Raw genomic sequence first — 15,606 nt, forward strand, 5'->3', positions numbered from 1 at the left:
TCGTGGCTGATATTAAAGTGCCTGAATTAGGCGAATCTATTACTGAGGCAACCATCTCTAAATGGCTTGTGACTGAAGGAAGTACGGTAAATCAAGGCGACTTGCTTCTTGAACTTGAAACGGACAAAGTAAACCTGGAAATCAGCGCGGAACAAGACGGCGTCCTGTCTGAAATCCGCAAACAGGAAGGCGACAACGTATCGGTCGGCGAAATCGTCGGCGTGATCGGCGCTTCCTCCGGCGCACCGGCGTCAGCGGCTCCAGCGGCAGCGCCTGAGGCTCCGAAAGCGGCGGAAGCTCCTGCAGCTTCCCCGGCTGCCAAAGCTCCTGCGGCTTCCGCAGCGGAGAGCGACAGCGCGTCGCTGGCCGCTTCGCCGGCAGCCAGAAAGCTTGCCAGAGAGCGCGGTATCGACCTGAGCCAGGTCAAATCGCAGGATCCGATCGGCCGCGTATACTCGGACGACGTGAAGTCCCACGGCACGCAAGCGGCACAACCGGCAAGCGCGCCAGCCGCAGCGAAGTCCGGTGGCGCCGGACAAGCCGCTCAGCAAGCGGTACCGGGCAAACCGGTTGAGCGCAAGCGCATGTCCCGCCGCCGTCAGACTATCGCGAACCGTCTGGTGGAAGCTCAGCACACGGCTGCTATGCTGACGACTTTCAACGAAGTCGACATGACGGCGATTCTCGACGTGCGCAAACGCCGCAAGCAGGCGTTCCTTGACAAGCACGATGTGGGTCTGGGCTTTATGTCCTTCTTCACGAAAGCGGTCGTTGGCGCGTTGAAGAAATTCCCTCATCTGAACGCCGAGATCGACGGAGACGATATCGTAGTGAAGCAGTTCTACGACATCGGTATCGCCGTATCCGCGAAAGAAGGTTTGGTCGTTCCGGTCGTTCGCGAAGCGGATCGTCTGAGCTTTGCGGATATCGAGAAGCAAATCGGAGACCTGGCCGGCAAAGCGCGTGCCAACACACTGGCGCTGTCCGACCTTCAAGGCGGTACGTTCACGATCACGAACGGCGGCGTATTCGGTTCCCTGCTGTCCACACCGATTCTTAACGCTCCGCAAGTGGGTATTCTGGGCATGCACAAAATCCAGATCCGTCCGGTTGCGATCGATGCGGAAAGAATGGAAAACCGTCCGATGATGTACATCGCGCTTTCTTACGATCACCGTATCGTTGACGGCAGCGAAGCGGTTCGCTTCCTCGTAACCGTCAAAGAACTGCTCGAAGATCCGGAATCCCTGCTGCTTGAAGGTTAAACGCCCAACTGGAGCGGTTTAACCGACAGACATGTTCTATAGCTTATTGACATAAAAGCCTGCCGAGCATTTGCTCGGCAGGCCTTTTTGCAAATAATGTCCCGTTTGGCTTTCAAATATCCAACTAATTAAGGTTAATAATTATTAATGAGATTAACTAAAGAATTTCAGATAATTACATCTGCTTTTTCTTCTGAATCCGTCACGGTGCGTCGCCTACCTATACTTTCCGGAGGTTCGGCACTGCGCCTGGCTTGTCGGATAAGCAGGCTGCTTTTAAAATTCAGGAAGCTTCGGCTGTCATAGTACTTGCATTTCTGGGTAATGAATGAAAAGAAGCGCGATGCAGCGATGACCATTCGAAGGGGGAAGAAGAGATGAAGATCATGATTACGCAAAGCGAGGCGCTGGAGAAGGGTATCTGGCCCGAAGTGATGAAAATGTTCGGCTTGAATCAAGAGGACGATGTGTGGCCCGGCGAAGAATTTGTCCTGACCGAAGAACAGGCAAGAAAGCTGGGATTGATCTCTTGAAAATTCGGGGCCGGAAGAGAGGGATGGGAAATTCCCGGATTCGGTGTATAATAGGCTTCGAAGGTTTTGATGAGAAAGGAATGCTGACATGCTAACGATTACAGCTTTTAGTGCAGAACTTGTAAAAGATCCGTTCGGGATTATTCCGGGAAAGCGTTATGAATTTAATCTGGAGATAGACGTTCCGGAAGACGACGAGCTGTACACGGCCAACGGAATCTACCTGCGGGTCATATACGGCGTGGACGAAGGCCAGGGCCGGATCATCAAGTACGATATCCATGAAAATTCGACGGATACCTACCTCGAGTTCGATCTTGAGGACGAAGAGCTTGCGGTCGTCGATACGTTCTGCAGGGAACATCTTCCGCAGGACGAATAAAATGCGGGGATGAAGGGACGGCTTATTGCCTCAACCAATCCCGTCATGCTGGCTGGTAAAAGGCTTACCAGGCCCGTCTTCGGATGGCCGCGGGAAGCCTTTTTTCATGCTTTTTGTGCTGCATACGAGGTACCGCCGCCATTTGAGTGCCGAACGGATGCCAGCCGCCGCATAAAAAGCCTGTTCCTACAGGAACAGGCTCGGCAGATGTAAGTAAAGGTTTCGAAGGGATTGCAGGGGTTAATCCGTAACGTCTTCGGATTCCGTATCTTCGACGGCTTCATCCGCTTCCGGGACTTCGCCGACGACCTCTTCCGTACTGTCTTCTAAGGCATCTTCGTCGGGGGCGGCCTCTTCCGTCGTTTCGGTTTCCGCGGCATCGGCGGCGCTTTCCGCATCCGCTTGGGCTTCCCGGGCTGTTTCTACCTCGCCGGCAGCGGCTTCTTCTTCAGACAATTGAATTTCATTTTCGGACTCTGCCATCGTTCATCCCTCCATTTGTACACTTAGTTCTCTAAGCGCATCCTAAGCATACCAAACGAAAAGCGAAGAAAATGTCGGAGGTTGAGAGCGATTTCATTAAAATCTTATAAATCCTGGGACATCCGGACCATATCGATCACCTGCATCCCGTTCTCGTAGATTTCTTCGGCATAGTGCCGGACGAAAAAATCTTTGTCGATTCCCGTAATCCGGAATCCGCACTTTTGATAGAGCGCAAGCTGGGCAACCCCGGTGCTGCCTGTTCCGATTTCGATCGTTTTGAAGCCGATCTCCCGGGCCTGCCCGACGGCATGTAGAACCAGCTCCTTGCCGTAGCCCCTGCCGTGACAATCCTCGCGGACCGCCACGTTGACGAGTTCGACCGTCCCCGGGCGGGTCGGCAGCAGTACATAGACGCCTATCACGGTCCCGTCCGCAGCCGCTCCGGTAAAGCAGCGTCCTCTTTGTATGTATTCACGCACCAGTTCTTCCGAAGGATCGGCAAGCAGGAGCAGGTCCATCGGATGTGGTTCGCCATGACGCAATTCGGTAATGTTCATCTTTTTTCTCCTTTTATACGGTTTCTGTCTTCTAACAACTCCACGCCTCTACTCCTATTAAACATCCGTCCCCCTAATTCCTGTTTTGTGAAAAGGAAAAACGGCTTTCGGCTCGAATTGTTTGGAGTAACAGCAAACGGGTTACCGGCGGAATGACGGAGGAGCAGTGGGATTACTGGCGCTCGCAAGGGGAGGAAGTCTCCCGGAGAGTGATGGATCTGATCATGCAAGCGGCCGAAGATCCCTACAATCTCGGCTCTTCCACGCACCTTTTGTACGTGGGCAGGAGACTTTAAAACAGCCGTCCGATTATTCTCTGTATAGGGATTGGAATAAGATGATTTTAACGCTATAATCGAGTTAGGATTTTAGCTCTTTTTGCGATCCATTTCAAATTCAAACGAAGTAAGGAGCCTTTACTGATGGAAAAAACATTGATTTTCGGACACAAAAACCCGGACACCGACACCATTTGTTCCGCACTCGCATATGCAGACCTGAAAACCCAGCTTGGCGAAAACGTAGAAGCGGTCCGCCTGGGAGCCGTAAGCGGCGAAACCCAATTCGCGCTGGATACTTTTAAGGCAGAAGCTCCCCGTCTTGTCGAGACGGTTGCCGGCGAAGTCAAGACCGTTATTCTCGTCGATCATAACGAACGTCAGCAGAGCGTTAGCGACATCGATCAAGTGCGCGTAGCCGAAGTCATCGACCACCACCGCATCGCGAATTTCGAGACGAGCGGCCCGCTTTACTACCGCGCCGAACCTGTCGGCTGCACGGCGACGATTTTGAACAAGCTGTACAAAGAAAACGGCAAGTCCGTTCCGCAAAACATTGCCGGACTGATGGTGTCCGCCATCATCTCGGACACGCTGCTGCTGAAATCGCCGACCTGCACGGAGCAGGATGTGGCGGCCGCCCGCGAACTGGCGGAGATCGCCGGCGTTAACCTCGAAAGCTACGGACTGGACATGCTCAAAGCGGGCGCGGACCTCAGCGACAAAACGATCGAGCAGCTCATTTCGCTGGACGCGAAAGAGTTCCAGATGGGCTCCCGCAAAGTGGAAATCGCGCAGGTAAACGCGGTGGACACGAATGAAGTGCTCGCCCGCCAGGACGAGCTGGAAGCAGCTTTGAACGCGATTATCGAGAAAAAAGGGCTGGATCTTTTCCTGTTTGTCGTAACGGATATTCTTAACAACGATTCCATCGGTCTGGCGCTCGGCTCCTCCGCTAAAGCGGTGGAGGAAGCGTACAACGTAACGCTTGCCGACAACAAAGCGGTGCTGAAAGGCGTCGTTTCCCGCAAATCGCAGATCGTTCCCGTTCTGACAGACATTTTGAGCAAATAAGTCTTTAAAAATAACGGCCGCCGGGCATCCAAGCCAGGCGGCTTTTTTACGTTCGGTTAAAGGAGGAATCGGGAAGGAACAGGCTTCTGGTTACGGGCTGGTAAAAAAAGTTAGCGTCGCCTCTTGACGAAACGTTGCTCGGGTTTTATTATTTATTTATCAATAAATAAAAGGAGGTGCGGAATTGGTTGTCCGCGAAGATCGTAAAGAACAGATTATAAACGCAGCCGTGGGAATATTCGCGGAACTCGGATATTACAAAACAACGACAGCCATGTTGGCTAAAGCGGCGGGCGTGACCCAGCCGTACGTGTTTCATTTTTTCAAGAACAAGGAAGAGCTGTTCAAGGCGGTGATTGACCGGGCCGTACTGCGGCTCTATGATGCCTTCATGCAGGTGGAGGGTCCAGGGAATCTCATTATGGAATCGATGGGCCAGGCGTTCAAAGAGTTTATGCGGGTTAACCGGGCGGAAATATTGATGGTCATGCAGGCGCCTGCCATATCGGAACCGGAAATCCGCAGGCACATGAGCGAGAAGTTTGCCCTGATCCACGCCACAATTTTGCGGAAATTCGAAGAATCCGGAATGGACGATGCCGAGACGGCAGCTGGCAATTTCATGGCAATCGGACTTCTGATCGTAACTTCGGATGTGCTGCAGCTTCCCGGGCTGCTCCCTTTCAAAGATGCGAACTGCTAGGAGACCTGGCAAGGCGGCAAGTTAAGGCTGCCTATTTTTTTGCAGCATCATTTATTGACTAATAAATAAATAACTAAGAATAGGATGTGCATAAAATGAAACCGGCTCTTTATAACGGACACGGCGGCTCCAATTCGATGTTTTCAGGCGAACGCGTACTAATCTGGACGGGACTGGCAGGCTTGGTCCTCGCCGCTTTTATGGCGGTTTATGTGACCTTATACGGAAGCATAGTCCTCCCGGAAGGCAATGTGGAAAGCGCCTTTTCCTTTAACGCGGCGCTGGGTGTTTTCATCTTGTCGATGGCGGCCATTCTCCCATTAGCCGCAATGGGCAGCCGCTCGCGCAAAGTATTTCGCTGGCTGCTCGCATTTACGGCAGGGGGAGCTTATCTGCTGGAGTCCGTCCAGCATCTGAGGGGAATCAATCCGCGCTTTACGCAGGCGGGCTCCGGCGTCGATCGCATTGCAAACATTACCTTCGGACTTGACTCCATGCTGCTGATTGTTCTCATCGTCTGGCTTGCCGCGGCTTTTTACAGAAAATCGGTACTTGCGGAGCGGCCGCTTGTTATTCTCGGCATCCGTTACGGGTTTCTCTCCACGATGGCGGCCGTCGTCGCGGGTATCGGCATGATCGTGCTTCAGAGCCGTTTCACCGGAACTTCGGGCAATCTGATTGTTCTGCACGGGCTCGGGTTTCATGCGGTTCAGACGATTCCGCTGCTTGGCTGGCTGCTGGAAAAATCGGATGACGCGCAGTCCCGCAAAGTCATGCTCGTCCACGCCGGCTCACTTGGCTGGATGCTGGCAATAGCGGGCATCGGACTCCAGACGGCTTCGGGCATGTCCGTCGCCGAGCTGTCGCCATGGACGCTCACGGCAGCCGCGGGATTGCTCGTGTGGCTCCTTGTTCTGGGCGCGGCTCTACGGAAGTCGGTAACCGTAGCCTGGAGAGTCCGGCCAGGGGTGTCGAAACTTTAACGGCCTCACGCTTCGGCAAAGCTGCGCGGCTTACTGCCGTGCGGGGTTCCGCACTCAGCCGGATTTTCCTTGCAAGCGAAGGAAATCCGGCTTTTTGCAGCGGAATGAAGAGAGATTGAAAGTTTCAGAGAGAGGAAGCCAATTTCGGCGTTTCTAAATGGTTCGTTGTTGTTATAATAACTACATCGAACCTATCTGTTTCCCGGACGCATCGCCGGTTTTAGTGAAACAGAGCCCCGGAACCAGGGGCGGAACCAAGGAGGCTTCCCGTGAACATTCCTTCGCAGGCTAAAGAAACGCTTTTTACCCATTTGTACGGTCAGGCGGCGAACGGCCTGGTATTCGCATCTCCTGAAAACGGGGAGTGGCTCGGCATTAATCCCGCTTTATGCAAAATCCTCGGCTACACGGAAGCGGAACTGCTCGAGAGAACCGAAAAATTACTTCTGCATCCGGACGACGAAAGCTTTATGAGTAAACACAAACAAGTGATGGAGAAGCTGGCCGCTTTTCCCGGTGAGGCCTCCGATAGAGAGAAACGGTATTTTCATAGAGACGGGCGCGTCATTTCGCTAAACGTCCGCACGACACTGGCACGCGATCCGGAGGCTGGACAGCCGCTGTATCTTCTTCATGAATTCACGGATATTACGGACCGGAAAGCAGCCGCAAAAGAGCTTGAGGACAACCGCGACCTCTCCCTGCTTTTTTCCAAAAACATTCAGGATGTCATTTCATCCAGCTCTCCGAGCGGGACAATTTTATATATTTCGCCCTCTGTCGAAGGGCTGCTGGGCTATAAGCCGGAAGAAATGGTCGGCCGCAAACGCGTCGATTTCTATCATCCCGACGATGCTTTGCAAATGAGAAACCGGGACAAGCTCTATTCGGAGAAAGAGGTTTTCTTAAGACGGGTCCGGCACAAGCAGGGGCATTATATCTGGCTTGAGACCGCCTTTCAGCTCGTGCGTGACAGCCAAGGCCGCGTCATCAAAATTTTAGCGATCGGCCGCAACGTGACGGAACGCAAAAAGTATGAAGAAACGCTGGCCGAGGCCCAGCGGGTTGCGCATATCGGTTCCTGGGAGTGGGATCTGCTTAACTCGCGGCTTTCTTTCTCGGACGAAATGCGCCGCATATTCGGTTATGCGATCCATTCCGTGGATTCCGATGCGGAGTTGTTTCTGAAGTGCATTCACCCCGACGATCTCCCGCGTGTCCGCGAAATCATCGACAAGGCGTTCGAAAGCGGGGAATCCGGTGAAATTTTCTACAAAATTTGTCTGCCGGACCAATCGGTACGCACCATTGCGGGTCAATGGGAAGTCGTGACCGACGAATTCAATAAACCCATCCAGATTATCGGGATGGTGCAAGATATCACCGAACGGCGGCGGATGGAAGAACGGATTCTGGAAAGCGAGCAGAATTACCGGCTTATTTCGGAATATTCGCTTGATTTTATTTCCAGACATGCCGTGGACGAGCAGGCGACGTTCCTGTTCGTGTCCCCGATCTGCCGCAAGATGCTCGGTTACGAGCCCGAAGAAATGGTGAACACGGCGGGGCTAAGCTATATTCACCCCGACGATGTCGGCTATGTTAAAAAATATCTGCAGGAAACTCTCCACGAAGAAGGAGAGGAGAAGATTACGTTCCGGTTCTTCCGTAAAGACGGCACGTATGTCTGGTTCGAAACGGCCAGCCGTTACACCCTGGACGACCAGGGCAGAGAACAGGAAATCGTGGCCATTTCACGCGATATTACAGAACGTAGAAACACGGATCTCCGGCTCCAGGAATACAAATCGCTGTTTGACTACAATCCGGTCGGCGTAGCTTCGCTCGATCTTCATGGAAAGCTGCTGACGGTTAACCGGGGGCAGCAGGTTCTAACGGGTTATTCCGAAAAGGAGCTGACCGACGGTTACTTCGCATCGCTGGTTCATGAGGCCGATTACGACAAGGCTCTCCGGCATTTCGAACTGGCAGTGCAGGGCGAACCGCAGACTTACGAAACGGGGCTCATTCATAAAGACGGACACCGCATCGAAGCGAGCGTCATGAATGTTCCGATCGTGCTGGACGGGAACATTGTCGGGGTGTATGTCCTGACGAGCGACATAACGGACCGCAAAAAATATACGGAAGAGATCGAGAAGCTGAGCTACGAACACGCGCTGATTCTCAATTCCGTTTCCGAAGGAATCTTCGGGCTGGATCTGCAGGGGCAGGGGATGTTTATCAATCCCGCAGGCGCATCCATGCTCGGGTTTAACCCGAAAGAGCTGACCGGGAACCGGCACCTTCAGACCGTCGAACAGGCCTGCCCGGACGGCAATCAATACCTTCCCGGCGATTCGCCGATTGAACGTGCGGTAAGAGACGGCGTTTCCGTATCGCCGAGCGAAGGAATTTTCTGGCGGAAGGACGGAACGAGCTTTCTGGCGTCCTATCAAGTTACGCCTCTGTTCGATAAGGGGGAGAGAAAAGGTGTCGTAGTCGTTTTCCGGGATGTGACGAACGAGAAAGAAATTATCCGAGCCAAGGAGTTTGCCGAACAGGCCGACCGGGCCAAGTCGGAGTTTCTGGCCATTATGTCCCACGAACTGCGCACGCCGATGAACGGCATTATCGGAATGACCGGGCTGCTCCAGGAAACGATGCTGGATGAAGAGCAGCGCAGCTATGCGGATATTATCCGGGAGAGCAGCGACGCCCTGCTGCATATTTTGAATGAAATTCTGGATTTCTCCCGGATCGAAGCCGGCAAAATGGAATTAAACCTGGGCGCGGTCGATTTAAGGGAAACGCTGGCGGGCGTTTTGGAGCTTTTCCGGGTAAAAGCGGAGGAAAAGAACCTGAAGCTCTCGTACGATATCCCGGCCGTGGTGCCCCGGTACGTGCTGGGGGACGAGGCGCGAGTCAGACAAGTGCTGATCAATCTGATCGGCAACGCGATCAAATTCACCGAGCAGGGCAGCGTCTCGGTAGCGGTGGAGATGACGAATTCTCCCGATCCCCAGTCGGTCCTGCTGGAATTTAAAATCCGGGATACGGGAATAGGAATTCCTGCCGGGAAAATCCACCGGCTGTTTCAGTCGTTCTCACAGCTGCATCCCGCCATTAACCGCAAATACGGCGGTACGGGGCTCGGCTTGTCGATCAGCAAGAAGCTGGTCGAGCTGATGGGAGGCGAAATCGGCGTCGAGAGCGAAGAGAACGTCGGCTCGACCTTCTTCTTTACCCTGCACTCCGGTTTCGGCGGCTCAGAAGTGCCGGACACGGCTCCCGCGATCCCCCCGGCGGAAACCGCGCCCGTTCCGTCCCTTCCGGAGGCGAAGCCTGCGCCGCTGCGGGTGCTCATTGCGGACGACCATCCCATGAACCGTAAGCTGCTTCATACGTTAACCGGCAAGCTGGGTTATTCGGCGGATGTCGTAAACAACGGAGCGGAAGCCGTGCATGCTGCAGGGGAGCGGGCGTATGATTTGATTTTCATGGACGTGCAGATGCCGGTTATGGACGGGCTCGAGGCGACCCGTCTAATCCGTGAACAGCACGGGGAGAAGGCAATATCTCCCGTCATCATTGCCGTAACCGCTTTTGCCAGAGAAGAAGACAAGGAGCAGTGCCTGGCATCCGGGATGAACGATTATATCAGCAAGCCGATCCTTGCCGATGAGCTCAAACGTCTGATTGCCGAGTGGACCGCTCGGATAAAAGAACGATAGAAGCCGTGAAAACCCGCCGTGGAGCGGGTTTTTTGTTTGTACAGGCCCGAATACCGGGCCTATCCGCACCGTATGCGATTTGTGAAGTCGATCCGAATGTTTTATAATAAGCTACATTTAAACCTACAATAGATTAGCCGCATACAATAGTTTAGGTGAATACGTCAGTATATTACTGGAGGAATCTTCATGCAGTTTATTAATCAGGCGGCCGTCCAGCAAGTTCTTGATCTGCTTAAGGGCCAAGACCTGTATATTCATCTGGAAATGACGAACGGGGCTTATGCTTCTCATCTTGACCAATCCAAACATACGGCCTCGACGTTTATTCGCAATTCGAAGATCCGTTATCTGCAGGGTTCCATTGCCGGAAACGGCCCCTACCGGGTAGGGCTCAAAATGGAAGAAGGCTGGGTTTATTCCGAGGGACTTACCCATTGGGATGAAACAGAGACGGAGAGACTGATTTTGTCGGGACATGATAAGGACGGGAAGCTCGTCGTTTCGCTGCAGCTGAGCCGCGCCCCTTTTTAACTTACAAAGAGAGAAGGTAGATGGAGATGGAACGACACATACTGGTCGTCCTGCCGCATCCCGATGACGAAGCGTTCAGCGTATCCGGTACGCTTGCCGGCCATATACGGCAGGGAACCCCGGTGACTTACGCATGCTTGACTCTGGGAGAAATGGGACGCAATATGGGAAATCCCCTTGCGGCCAACCGCGTGACGCTGCCTGAAATCCGCAAAGCCGAGCTTGAGGAATCGTGCCGGTCAATCGGAATTCAGGACCTGCGTATGCTGGGCTTTCACGATAAAACGATTGAATTCGAAGACCGCGAACTGCTCGTCGGCAAAATCCGCGGGCTCATCGACGAGCTGAATCCTTCGCTTGTCATTACGTTCTACCCGGGCTACAGCGTGCATCCGGATCATGACGCAACGGGCGCGGCCGTGATTGATACGGTCCAACGAATCCCCGTGGAAGAGAGACCGGCCGTTCACTGCATCGCTTTTTCCAAAGGGTGCGAAGAGGTGCTCGGCAAAGCGGATATCGTGAGCGATGTCAGGCCGTATTTGGGGCAGAAGCTGGGCTCGATCCTTGCACACAGCTCCCAGTTCCAGCTCAACGGAAAACTGAGCGGCAAATCCGCGAACGACAAAGAAGTGCAGGAACGGTTCGGCCACGAGCGGTTATGGACGTACCGGTTTCAATAAAAGAGTGTGCGGGGCGGAAGCCGTTACCGCACGCCGAAAGACCGCCAGGGAGCAGGCGTATCGTTCCTTGGCGGTTTTTTGCCGTTACTCGAGGGAGAGTGCGGCCTGAGCGTTGGCCGCGTCGTTATCCAGCAGTTCCTTCAGGTCATAAGCGGGGTACGCACCGTCCGCATACATCCGGTTGAACACTTTGGCGTGAAATTCGACCGCTCTCAACAGATGTTTCACAAAGGTTGCCCGGAGACGGGGAGTCGCGGTTTCCGTGAGGGCGCAGGCGTAGCCGCGTACGGCGGTTTTGGCAAAACCGAGAAGCTGTCCCGCTTCCAGGAAGGGCAGCTCCGGATTTTTATTCCTGAAGGAAGCAGTAACTTCGGGATAATACGCCAGAAGCTCGTTCAAATTCTGCTCCAAGGTTTGTATCGCCTCTCTGAAGAGCATTTGAAGCCCTTCGTCCGTAAGCGCCGGCAATTTTTGTTTAAAAGCGATCAATTGTCCGGTTTGAAGGCTCACAAGCTCGTGAAGCTCCAAGGTTTCGTGCCAGGCGAGATGCTTGGGGACTTTCGGCAGGCTCATCTTCTCAGACTCCGTTCGTGGGATTTCTAACAGCCTATGTGAAGGGGCGGGAATTAGTAAGTTGTCAGCATCGCAAGACGGAAGTTCAAGTTGACAGAAGAGTTGACGGGGAATAGTTGTTTGGCAGCCCGCCTTACCGTACTTCTCGTTTGCCCGCACGCTTCGGTCATTTGCCAAAACGCCGGATTTGGACTACTATTAACCGTGAAGTTGTTTGGCATGCACGTTTGTTCTTTAAGACAATGGATTATCAAACATTCTTTACTAAACAGGTTCCGGTTCTTTCTCTGGGGAGAGGGAACGGATTAAAAGGGAAGTTCGGTGCAATTCCGATACGGTCCCGCCACTGTAAGGGGAAAAGGGGGGGGAAGCCCCGGCCGAAGCGCATCACGTCACTGGTTAATCCGGGAAGGCGCGCATAGGGTTCCCGAGTCAGGAGACCTGCCTGTTTACCGGTAACTTCATTCCTACGCGGATAGGATGGCGTTGATGCGAATGTTCTCCCTAATCGTCCGGGTCCCGACCCGAGCGTATTCATGCGATGAACCCAAACATCCTGCCTCCGGCGGGATGTTTTTATTTGTTTCGGATCGATTGTCTCCTCCGGCTTTACAGGTAAAATGAAGTCCGCCGCATTTTGATCGAAAGAAGTGTGAATAAGTATTAAGTATCTTCAAACCGCATGGGGAGGCAAACGATGTATTACGGAGTCAAACTAAATACGAATTACAAGACCCTCTGGCAGGAGGGGATGAAGGACTGGGACGGAAATCTTCCCGTACGGATGACCGATGACGTCAAGGAAGAAGGGTTCTGGAACGCTTTTATGAAAAAGAAAGAACAAGCCGGGGTAGATTCCTGGGTCGCCAACCTGCGCAAGGAGCTGATCGCTTTTATCGATCCCGGCGAGGATGTGCTGGAAATCGGTCCCGGCTGGGGAAACTATACGTTCGAAGCGGCCGAGAAAGCGGGGTCCCTTACTTGCGTCGACAGCTCCGAGAGCGTGCTTGCTTACCTGAAAGCCGCAGCGGAGCGGAAGGGCTGGAAACATATGAACTTCGTGCATGCCAAATGGGAAGAGCTTCCCGAGGTGGAGCGTACCGACGTGGTATTCGGCGTCAATTGTTACTACCGGATGCAGGAGATCGACCGGGCGCTGCTGCATATCAACAACACGGCGAAGCGTCTTGGAATCGCGGGGATGGTAAGCGGTCCCGAGAGACCGCACTACAAGGACATCCAGGAGCAGCTGGGCTGCCGGATCAAATTTCAGCGCAGGGATTACATCCACTTGCAGAATCTGCTTTATGAACTGGGAATCGATGCGAACTGTAAAATTGTCAATCTGCACAAAACGTATGCCTACGATACGGAGGAAGAGCTGCTGAAGGACAACCTGAGCGCGGTTTTGGACAAGGAATATGACCGCAGGAAGGCCGTTGATCTGTTGTACGCTTATGTGCGTGAAGAAGACGGCAAGCTGATTTATCCGCACAATTTCAAAGCGGCTCTCCTTTACTGGAAGCCGGAAAAACGGCTGGAACCTGCGCACCAGCCCGCGGAAGTGAAGCGGATCGTGCAGGTTTAAATCATGGCGGTTGAAAAATGATCCCGGTAACGCGGTTTCGCGTGCCGGGATTTTTTTGGCTTCACAGGCCGGACAAGGGAACAAGGGAAGAGCTTGTCATAAATTCGGACGGACTCGCATAGAGATGAAGAAGAGGAGCGGGTTTAAGGGAGAAGTCTTTTTTGTTGAAAAACGTAATAATTACGATTAAAATAAAGGTACTTTCTTACACAGGAGGGGAGAACGTGCATTTCAGCGGAGCAAGCAGAGGGATGAGAAAAAGACACCTGATTTATATCGCAGCGGGAAGTTTCCTGGCTATACTGGCCTGGCAAGCCGTACGGACAGGGAATGCGGTGCTGCCGGACCCTTCGGTCATCCGCCTGTTCAAGACGATGTTTATCGGCATCGTGCTCGAAGCGGTTCCTTTTATTATGCTCGGTGTGCTGCTTTCCTCGTTCATGCAGGTCTACATCCCGGAGACCTGGATCCGCAAAGCGGTCCCCCGGAATCCTTTGCTCGGAATTGTGTACGCCTGTCTGCTGGGCATCCTGTTTCCGATTTGCGAGTGCGGCATGATCCCGGTCGTCAGACGGCTGATCAACAAGGGTATGCCGCTGTACATAGGCGTAGTCGTTATTCTGGCGGGTCCTATCGTCAACCCGGTCGTCTATGCGGCGACATACACGGCGTTCCGGATGAATCCCGAAATGGTGTATGCCCGGATGGGACTGGCCCTTGGAGTTAGCGCGTTTATCGGCTTGTTCGTGTACGCGTTTATTAGCAAAAATCCTCTGAAACACAGGCTGGACTCGCTGTACGCCGGGAACGGACAAGACTGCGCGCACGTGCAGGGCGGCGGCAAATTCGTTACGATGATGGGTCACGCGGGCGGGGAATTTTTCGATATGGGTAAATATCTCATTTTCGGCTCTCTCCTTACGGCCGTTATTCAGGCATTTGTGCCGAGAAGCGATTTGTCGGCGCTGGGGGAGGGGGAGGTGCTCCCGCATCTGTTTATGATGGGATTTGCCTACATGTTGTCGCTCTGTTCCACCTCGGACGCCTTTGTCGCTTCTTCCTTTCTCCAGACGTTTTCCAAAGGTTCCCTGCTCACGTTCCTCGTTTTCGGGCCCATGCTCGATTTTAAAAGCACGCTGATGCTTCTGTCCGTCTTCAAAACGAAGTTTGTCCTGGTGCTGGCCGTTCTTATCACGGTGACCGTGTTTGCCGGTTCCGTAGTGGTCGAGCATCTTTATTTCAAGTAACCATTTTGAATGGGGGGGAGGTGAACCGGGTGGAAGACAGGCGCGCTTACGCGTTCCATTATTTTATCCGGGCGGCGATACTGTGCGGGTTTTCGTTCTATATCGTTTATCTGGTCAAAACGGGCAGTATGCCGCATTATTTGGCGCCCCGCCTGGCACTGTACGTCAAAGCTTCGGCGATCGCCCTGTTCGTGCTGGCCGTGATCCAGATTTATCTGGCTCTGCAGCCCGCTGTAGGCAATGAACTCGATTGCGGATGCGAGCCCGATGTAAGGAAGTCCAAGCTTTCGCATAGTGCGGCTTATTCCTTGTTCCTTTTACCGCTGCTGCTCGGCTTTCTGCTGCCCGACCGAGTAACGGGGAGCGATATCGTTCAAGTCAAAGGGATGCAATTGAATACCTCCAGCCTCCAGACGCAGAGGAACGCAGGTCCCCAGGACGATCCGTCCAAAAAGGAACTATCCTCCGGCGGAGGAAATCAGGGCGGGGAAAACACGGAAGAAGCCAGGCTCAAGGAGATGTTCAAAGGCAGCCGGTTTACGGAAGATTACGCGAAGCTGGCCATGCAGCTTTACAAAAACAAAACCATTCTTATCGGAGAGAAAGGCTTTATGGAGAAGCTGACGGCAGTAGATCTGTTCTCCGGGAATTTTGCGGGGAAACAAATGGAAATCAGCGGCTTCGTTTACCGGGAGGACGGCATGCCCAAAAACCAGTTCGTCGTCGCAAGACTGACGATGCAGTGCTGCTCGGCCGATGCATCCCCGTACGGCGTGATCGTTGAAGCGCCGGGAGCGGATTCGTATCTCAAGGACACATGGGTGACGGTGAAAGGTACGATCCGAAAGTCCGTGTACGAAGATAAAGACGTGATGAAGCTGGAGGAAGCCGTTATCCAAAAAATCAAAGAGCCTTCGTCCCCTTACGTGTATCCGTATGCCGGTGACTTCGCCGATCTCGGTAAATAAAGGCTGTGGCAAAAACAC

General features: G+C 53.4%; 16 protein-coding genes and 1 riboswitch. Of the genes, 13 read left to right on the forward strand and 3 right to left on the reverse strand.

The window, feature by feature from the left end; all coding sequences use genetic code 11:
* The first annotated feature begins 2 nt into the window (after positions 1–2).
* The 3 genes from odhB to ACI48J_RS11220 all read left to right on the forward strand — a co-directional run bounded on the left by odhB (position 3) and on the right by ACI48J_RS11220 (position 2,180).
* Positions 3–1,265: a 2-oxoglutarate dehydrogenase complex dihydrolipoyllysine-residue succinyltransferase gene (odhB, locus tag ACI48J_RS11210; RefSeq protein ID WP_405082795.1), complete on the forward strand. Its 1,263-nt coding sequence runs from the start codon at positions 3–5 to the stop codon at positions 1,263–1,265.
* 377 nt (positions 1,266–1,642) lie between these two features.
* A complete protein-coding gene (locus ACI48J_RS11215; RefSeq protein WP_405082796.1) occupies positions 1,643–1,798 on the forward strand; it encodes a hypothetical protein in 156 nt (51 codons plus the stop codon).
* 88 nt (positions 1,799–1,886) lie between these two features.
* On the forward strand, positions 1,887–2,180 hold the full coding sequence (locus ACI48J_RS11220; protein ID WP_326050372.1) for a DUF6509 family protein: 294 nt from the start codon (positions 1,887–1,889) through the stop codon (positions 2,178–2,180).
* Positions 2,181–2,420: 240 nt separating this feature from the next.
* On the opposite strand, the gene ACI48J_RS11225 is transcribed toward ACI48J_RS11220, so the two are convergent.
* Positions 2,421–2,663, reverse strand: a complete 243-nt coding sequence (locus tag ACI48J_RS11225; protein ID WP_405082797.1) for a hypothetical protein — start codon at positions 2,661–2,663, stop codon at positions 2,421–2,423.
* Positions 2,664–2,767: 104 nt separating this feature from the next.
* The gene (locus ACI48J_RS11230; RefSeq protein WP_326050375.1) at positions 2,768–3,223 is read right to left on the reverse strand and encodes a GNAT family N-acetyltransferase; all 456 of its coding nucleotides are present in this window, start codon (positions 3,221–3,223) and stop codon (positions 2,768–2,770) included.
* A 152-nt stretch (positions 3,224–3,375) separates the two neighbouring features.
* Between ACI48J_RS11230 and ACI48J_RS11235 the strand changes: the two genes are divergently transcribed.
* The 7 genes from ACI48J_RS11235 to bshB2 all read left to right on the forward strand — a co-directional run bounded on the left by ACI48J_RS11235 (position 3,376) and on the right by bshB2 (position 11,212).
* The gene (locus tag ACI48J_RS11235; RefSeq protein WP_405082798.1) at positions 3,376–3,519 is read left to right on the forward strand and encodes a hypothetical protein; all 144 of its coding nucleotides are present in this window, start codon (positions 3,376–3,378) and stop codon (positions 3,517–3,519) included.
* 126 nt (positions 3,520–3,645) lie between these two features.
* The gene (locus ACI48J_RS11240) at positions 3,646–4,575 is read left to right on the forward strand and encodes a manganese-dependent inorganic pyrophosphatase (RefSeq protein WP_326050379.1); all 930 of its coding nucleotides are present in this window, start codon (positions 3,646–3,648) and stop codon (positions 4,573–4,575) included.
* Positions 4,576–4,759: 184 nt separating this feature from the next.
* Entirely contained in the window at positions 4,760–5,278 is a 519-nt protein-coding gene (locus ACI48J_RS11245; RefSeq protein WP_405082799.1) for a TetR/AcrR family transcriptional regulator, read from the forward strand.
* Between the two features lie 95 nt (positions 5,279–5,373).
* Positions 5,374–6,261 carry a hypothetical protein gene (locus tag ACI48J_RS11250; RefSeq protein WP_405082800.1) on the forward strand — a complete coding sequence of 296 codons (888 nt, stop codon included), beginning with the start codon at positions 5,374–5,376 and terminating at the stop codon, positions 6,259–6,261.
* A 269-nt stretch (positions 6,262–6,530) separates the two neighbouring features.
* The gene (locus ACI48J_RS11255) at positions 6,531–9,995 is read left to right on the forward strand and encodes a PAS domain S-box protein (protein WP_405082801.1); all 3,465 of its coding nucleotides are present in this window, start codon (positions 6,531–6,533) and stop codon (positions 9,993–9,995) included.
* A 189-nt stretch (positions 9,996–10,184) separates the two neighbouring features.
* On the forward strand, positions 10,185–10,529 hold the full coding sequence (locus ACI48J_RS11260) for a YojF family protein (RefSeq protein ID WP_326050386.1): 345 nt from the start codon (positions 10,185–10,187) through the stop codon (positions 10,527–10,529).
* A 26-nt stretch (positions 10,530–10,555) separates the two neighbouring features.
* Positions 10,556–11,212, forward strand: a complete 657-nt coding sequence (gene bshB2, locus ACI48J_RS11265) for a bacillithiol biosynthesis deacetylase BshB2 (RefSeq protein ID WP_326050388.1) — start codon at positions 10,556–10,558, stop codon at positions 11,210–11,212.
* Positions 11,213–11,296: 84 nt separating this feature from the next.
* On the opposite strand, the gene ACI48J_RS11270 is transcribed toward bshB2, so the two are convergent.
* Positions 11,297–11,785: a spore coat protein gene (locus ACI48J_RS11270; RefSeq protein WP_405082802.1), complete on the reverse strand. Its 489-nt coding sequence runs from the start codon at positions 11,783–11,785 to the stop codon at positions 11,297–11,299.
* A gap of 253 nt (positions 11,786–12,038) precedes the next feature.
* Positions 12,039–12,249: riboswitch (cobalamin riboswitch) on the forward strand.
* 233 nt (positions 12,250–12,482) lie between these two features.
* Between ACI48J_RS11270 and ACI48J_RS11275 the strand changes: the two genes are divergently transcribed.
* The 3 genes from ACI48J_RS11275 to ACI48J_RS11285 all read left to right on the forward strand — a co-directional run bounded on the left by ACI48J_RS11275 (position 12,483) and on the right by ACI48J_RS11285 (position 15,588).
* Complete coding sequence (locus ACI48J_RS11275) at positions 12,483–13,373, forward strand: class I SAM-dependent methyltransferase (RefSeq protein ID WP_326050395.1); 891 nt, start codon at positions 12,483–12,485, stop codon at positions 13,371–13,373.
* A gap of 224 nt (positions 13,374–13,597) precedes the next feature.
* Positions 13,598–14,620, forward strand: coding sequence for a permease (locus ACI48J_RS11280; protein WP_405082803.1), 1,023 nt, complete (start codon positions 13,598–13,600; stop codon positions 14,618–14,620).
* A 29-nt stretch (positions 14,621–14,649) separates the two neighbouring features.
* The gene (locus ACI48J_RS11285) at positions 14,650–15,588 is read left to right on the forward strand and encodes a TIGR03943 family putative permease subunit (protein WP_405082804.1); all 939 of its coding nucleotides are present in this window, start codon (positions 14,650–14,652) and stop codon (positions 15,586–15,588) included.
* Positions 15,589–15,606 lie beyond the last annotated feature (18 nt).

It is taken from the genome of Paenibacillus chitinolyticus (genome assembly GCF_045038035.1).
Taxonomy (GTDB): Bacteria; Bacillota; Bacilli; order Paenibacillales; family NBRC-103111; genus Paenibacillus_F; species Paenibacillus_F chitinolyticus_A.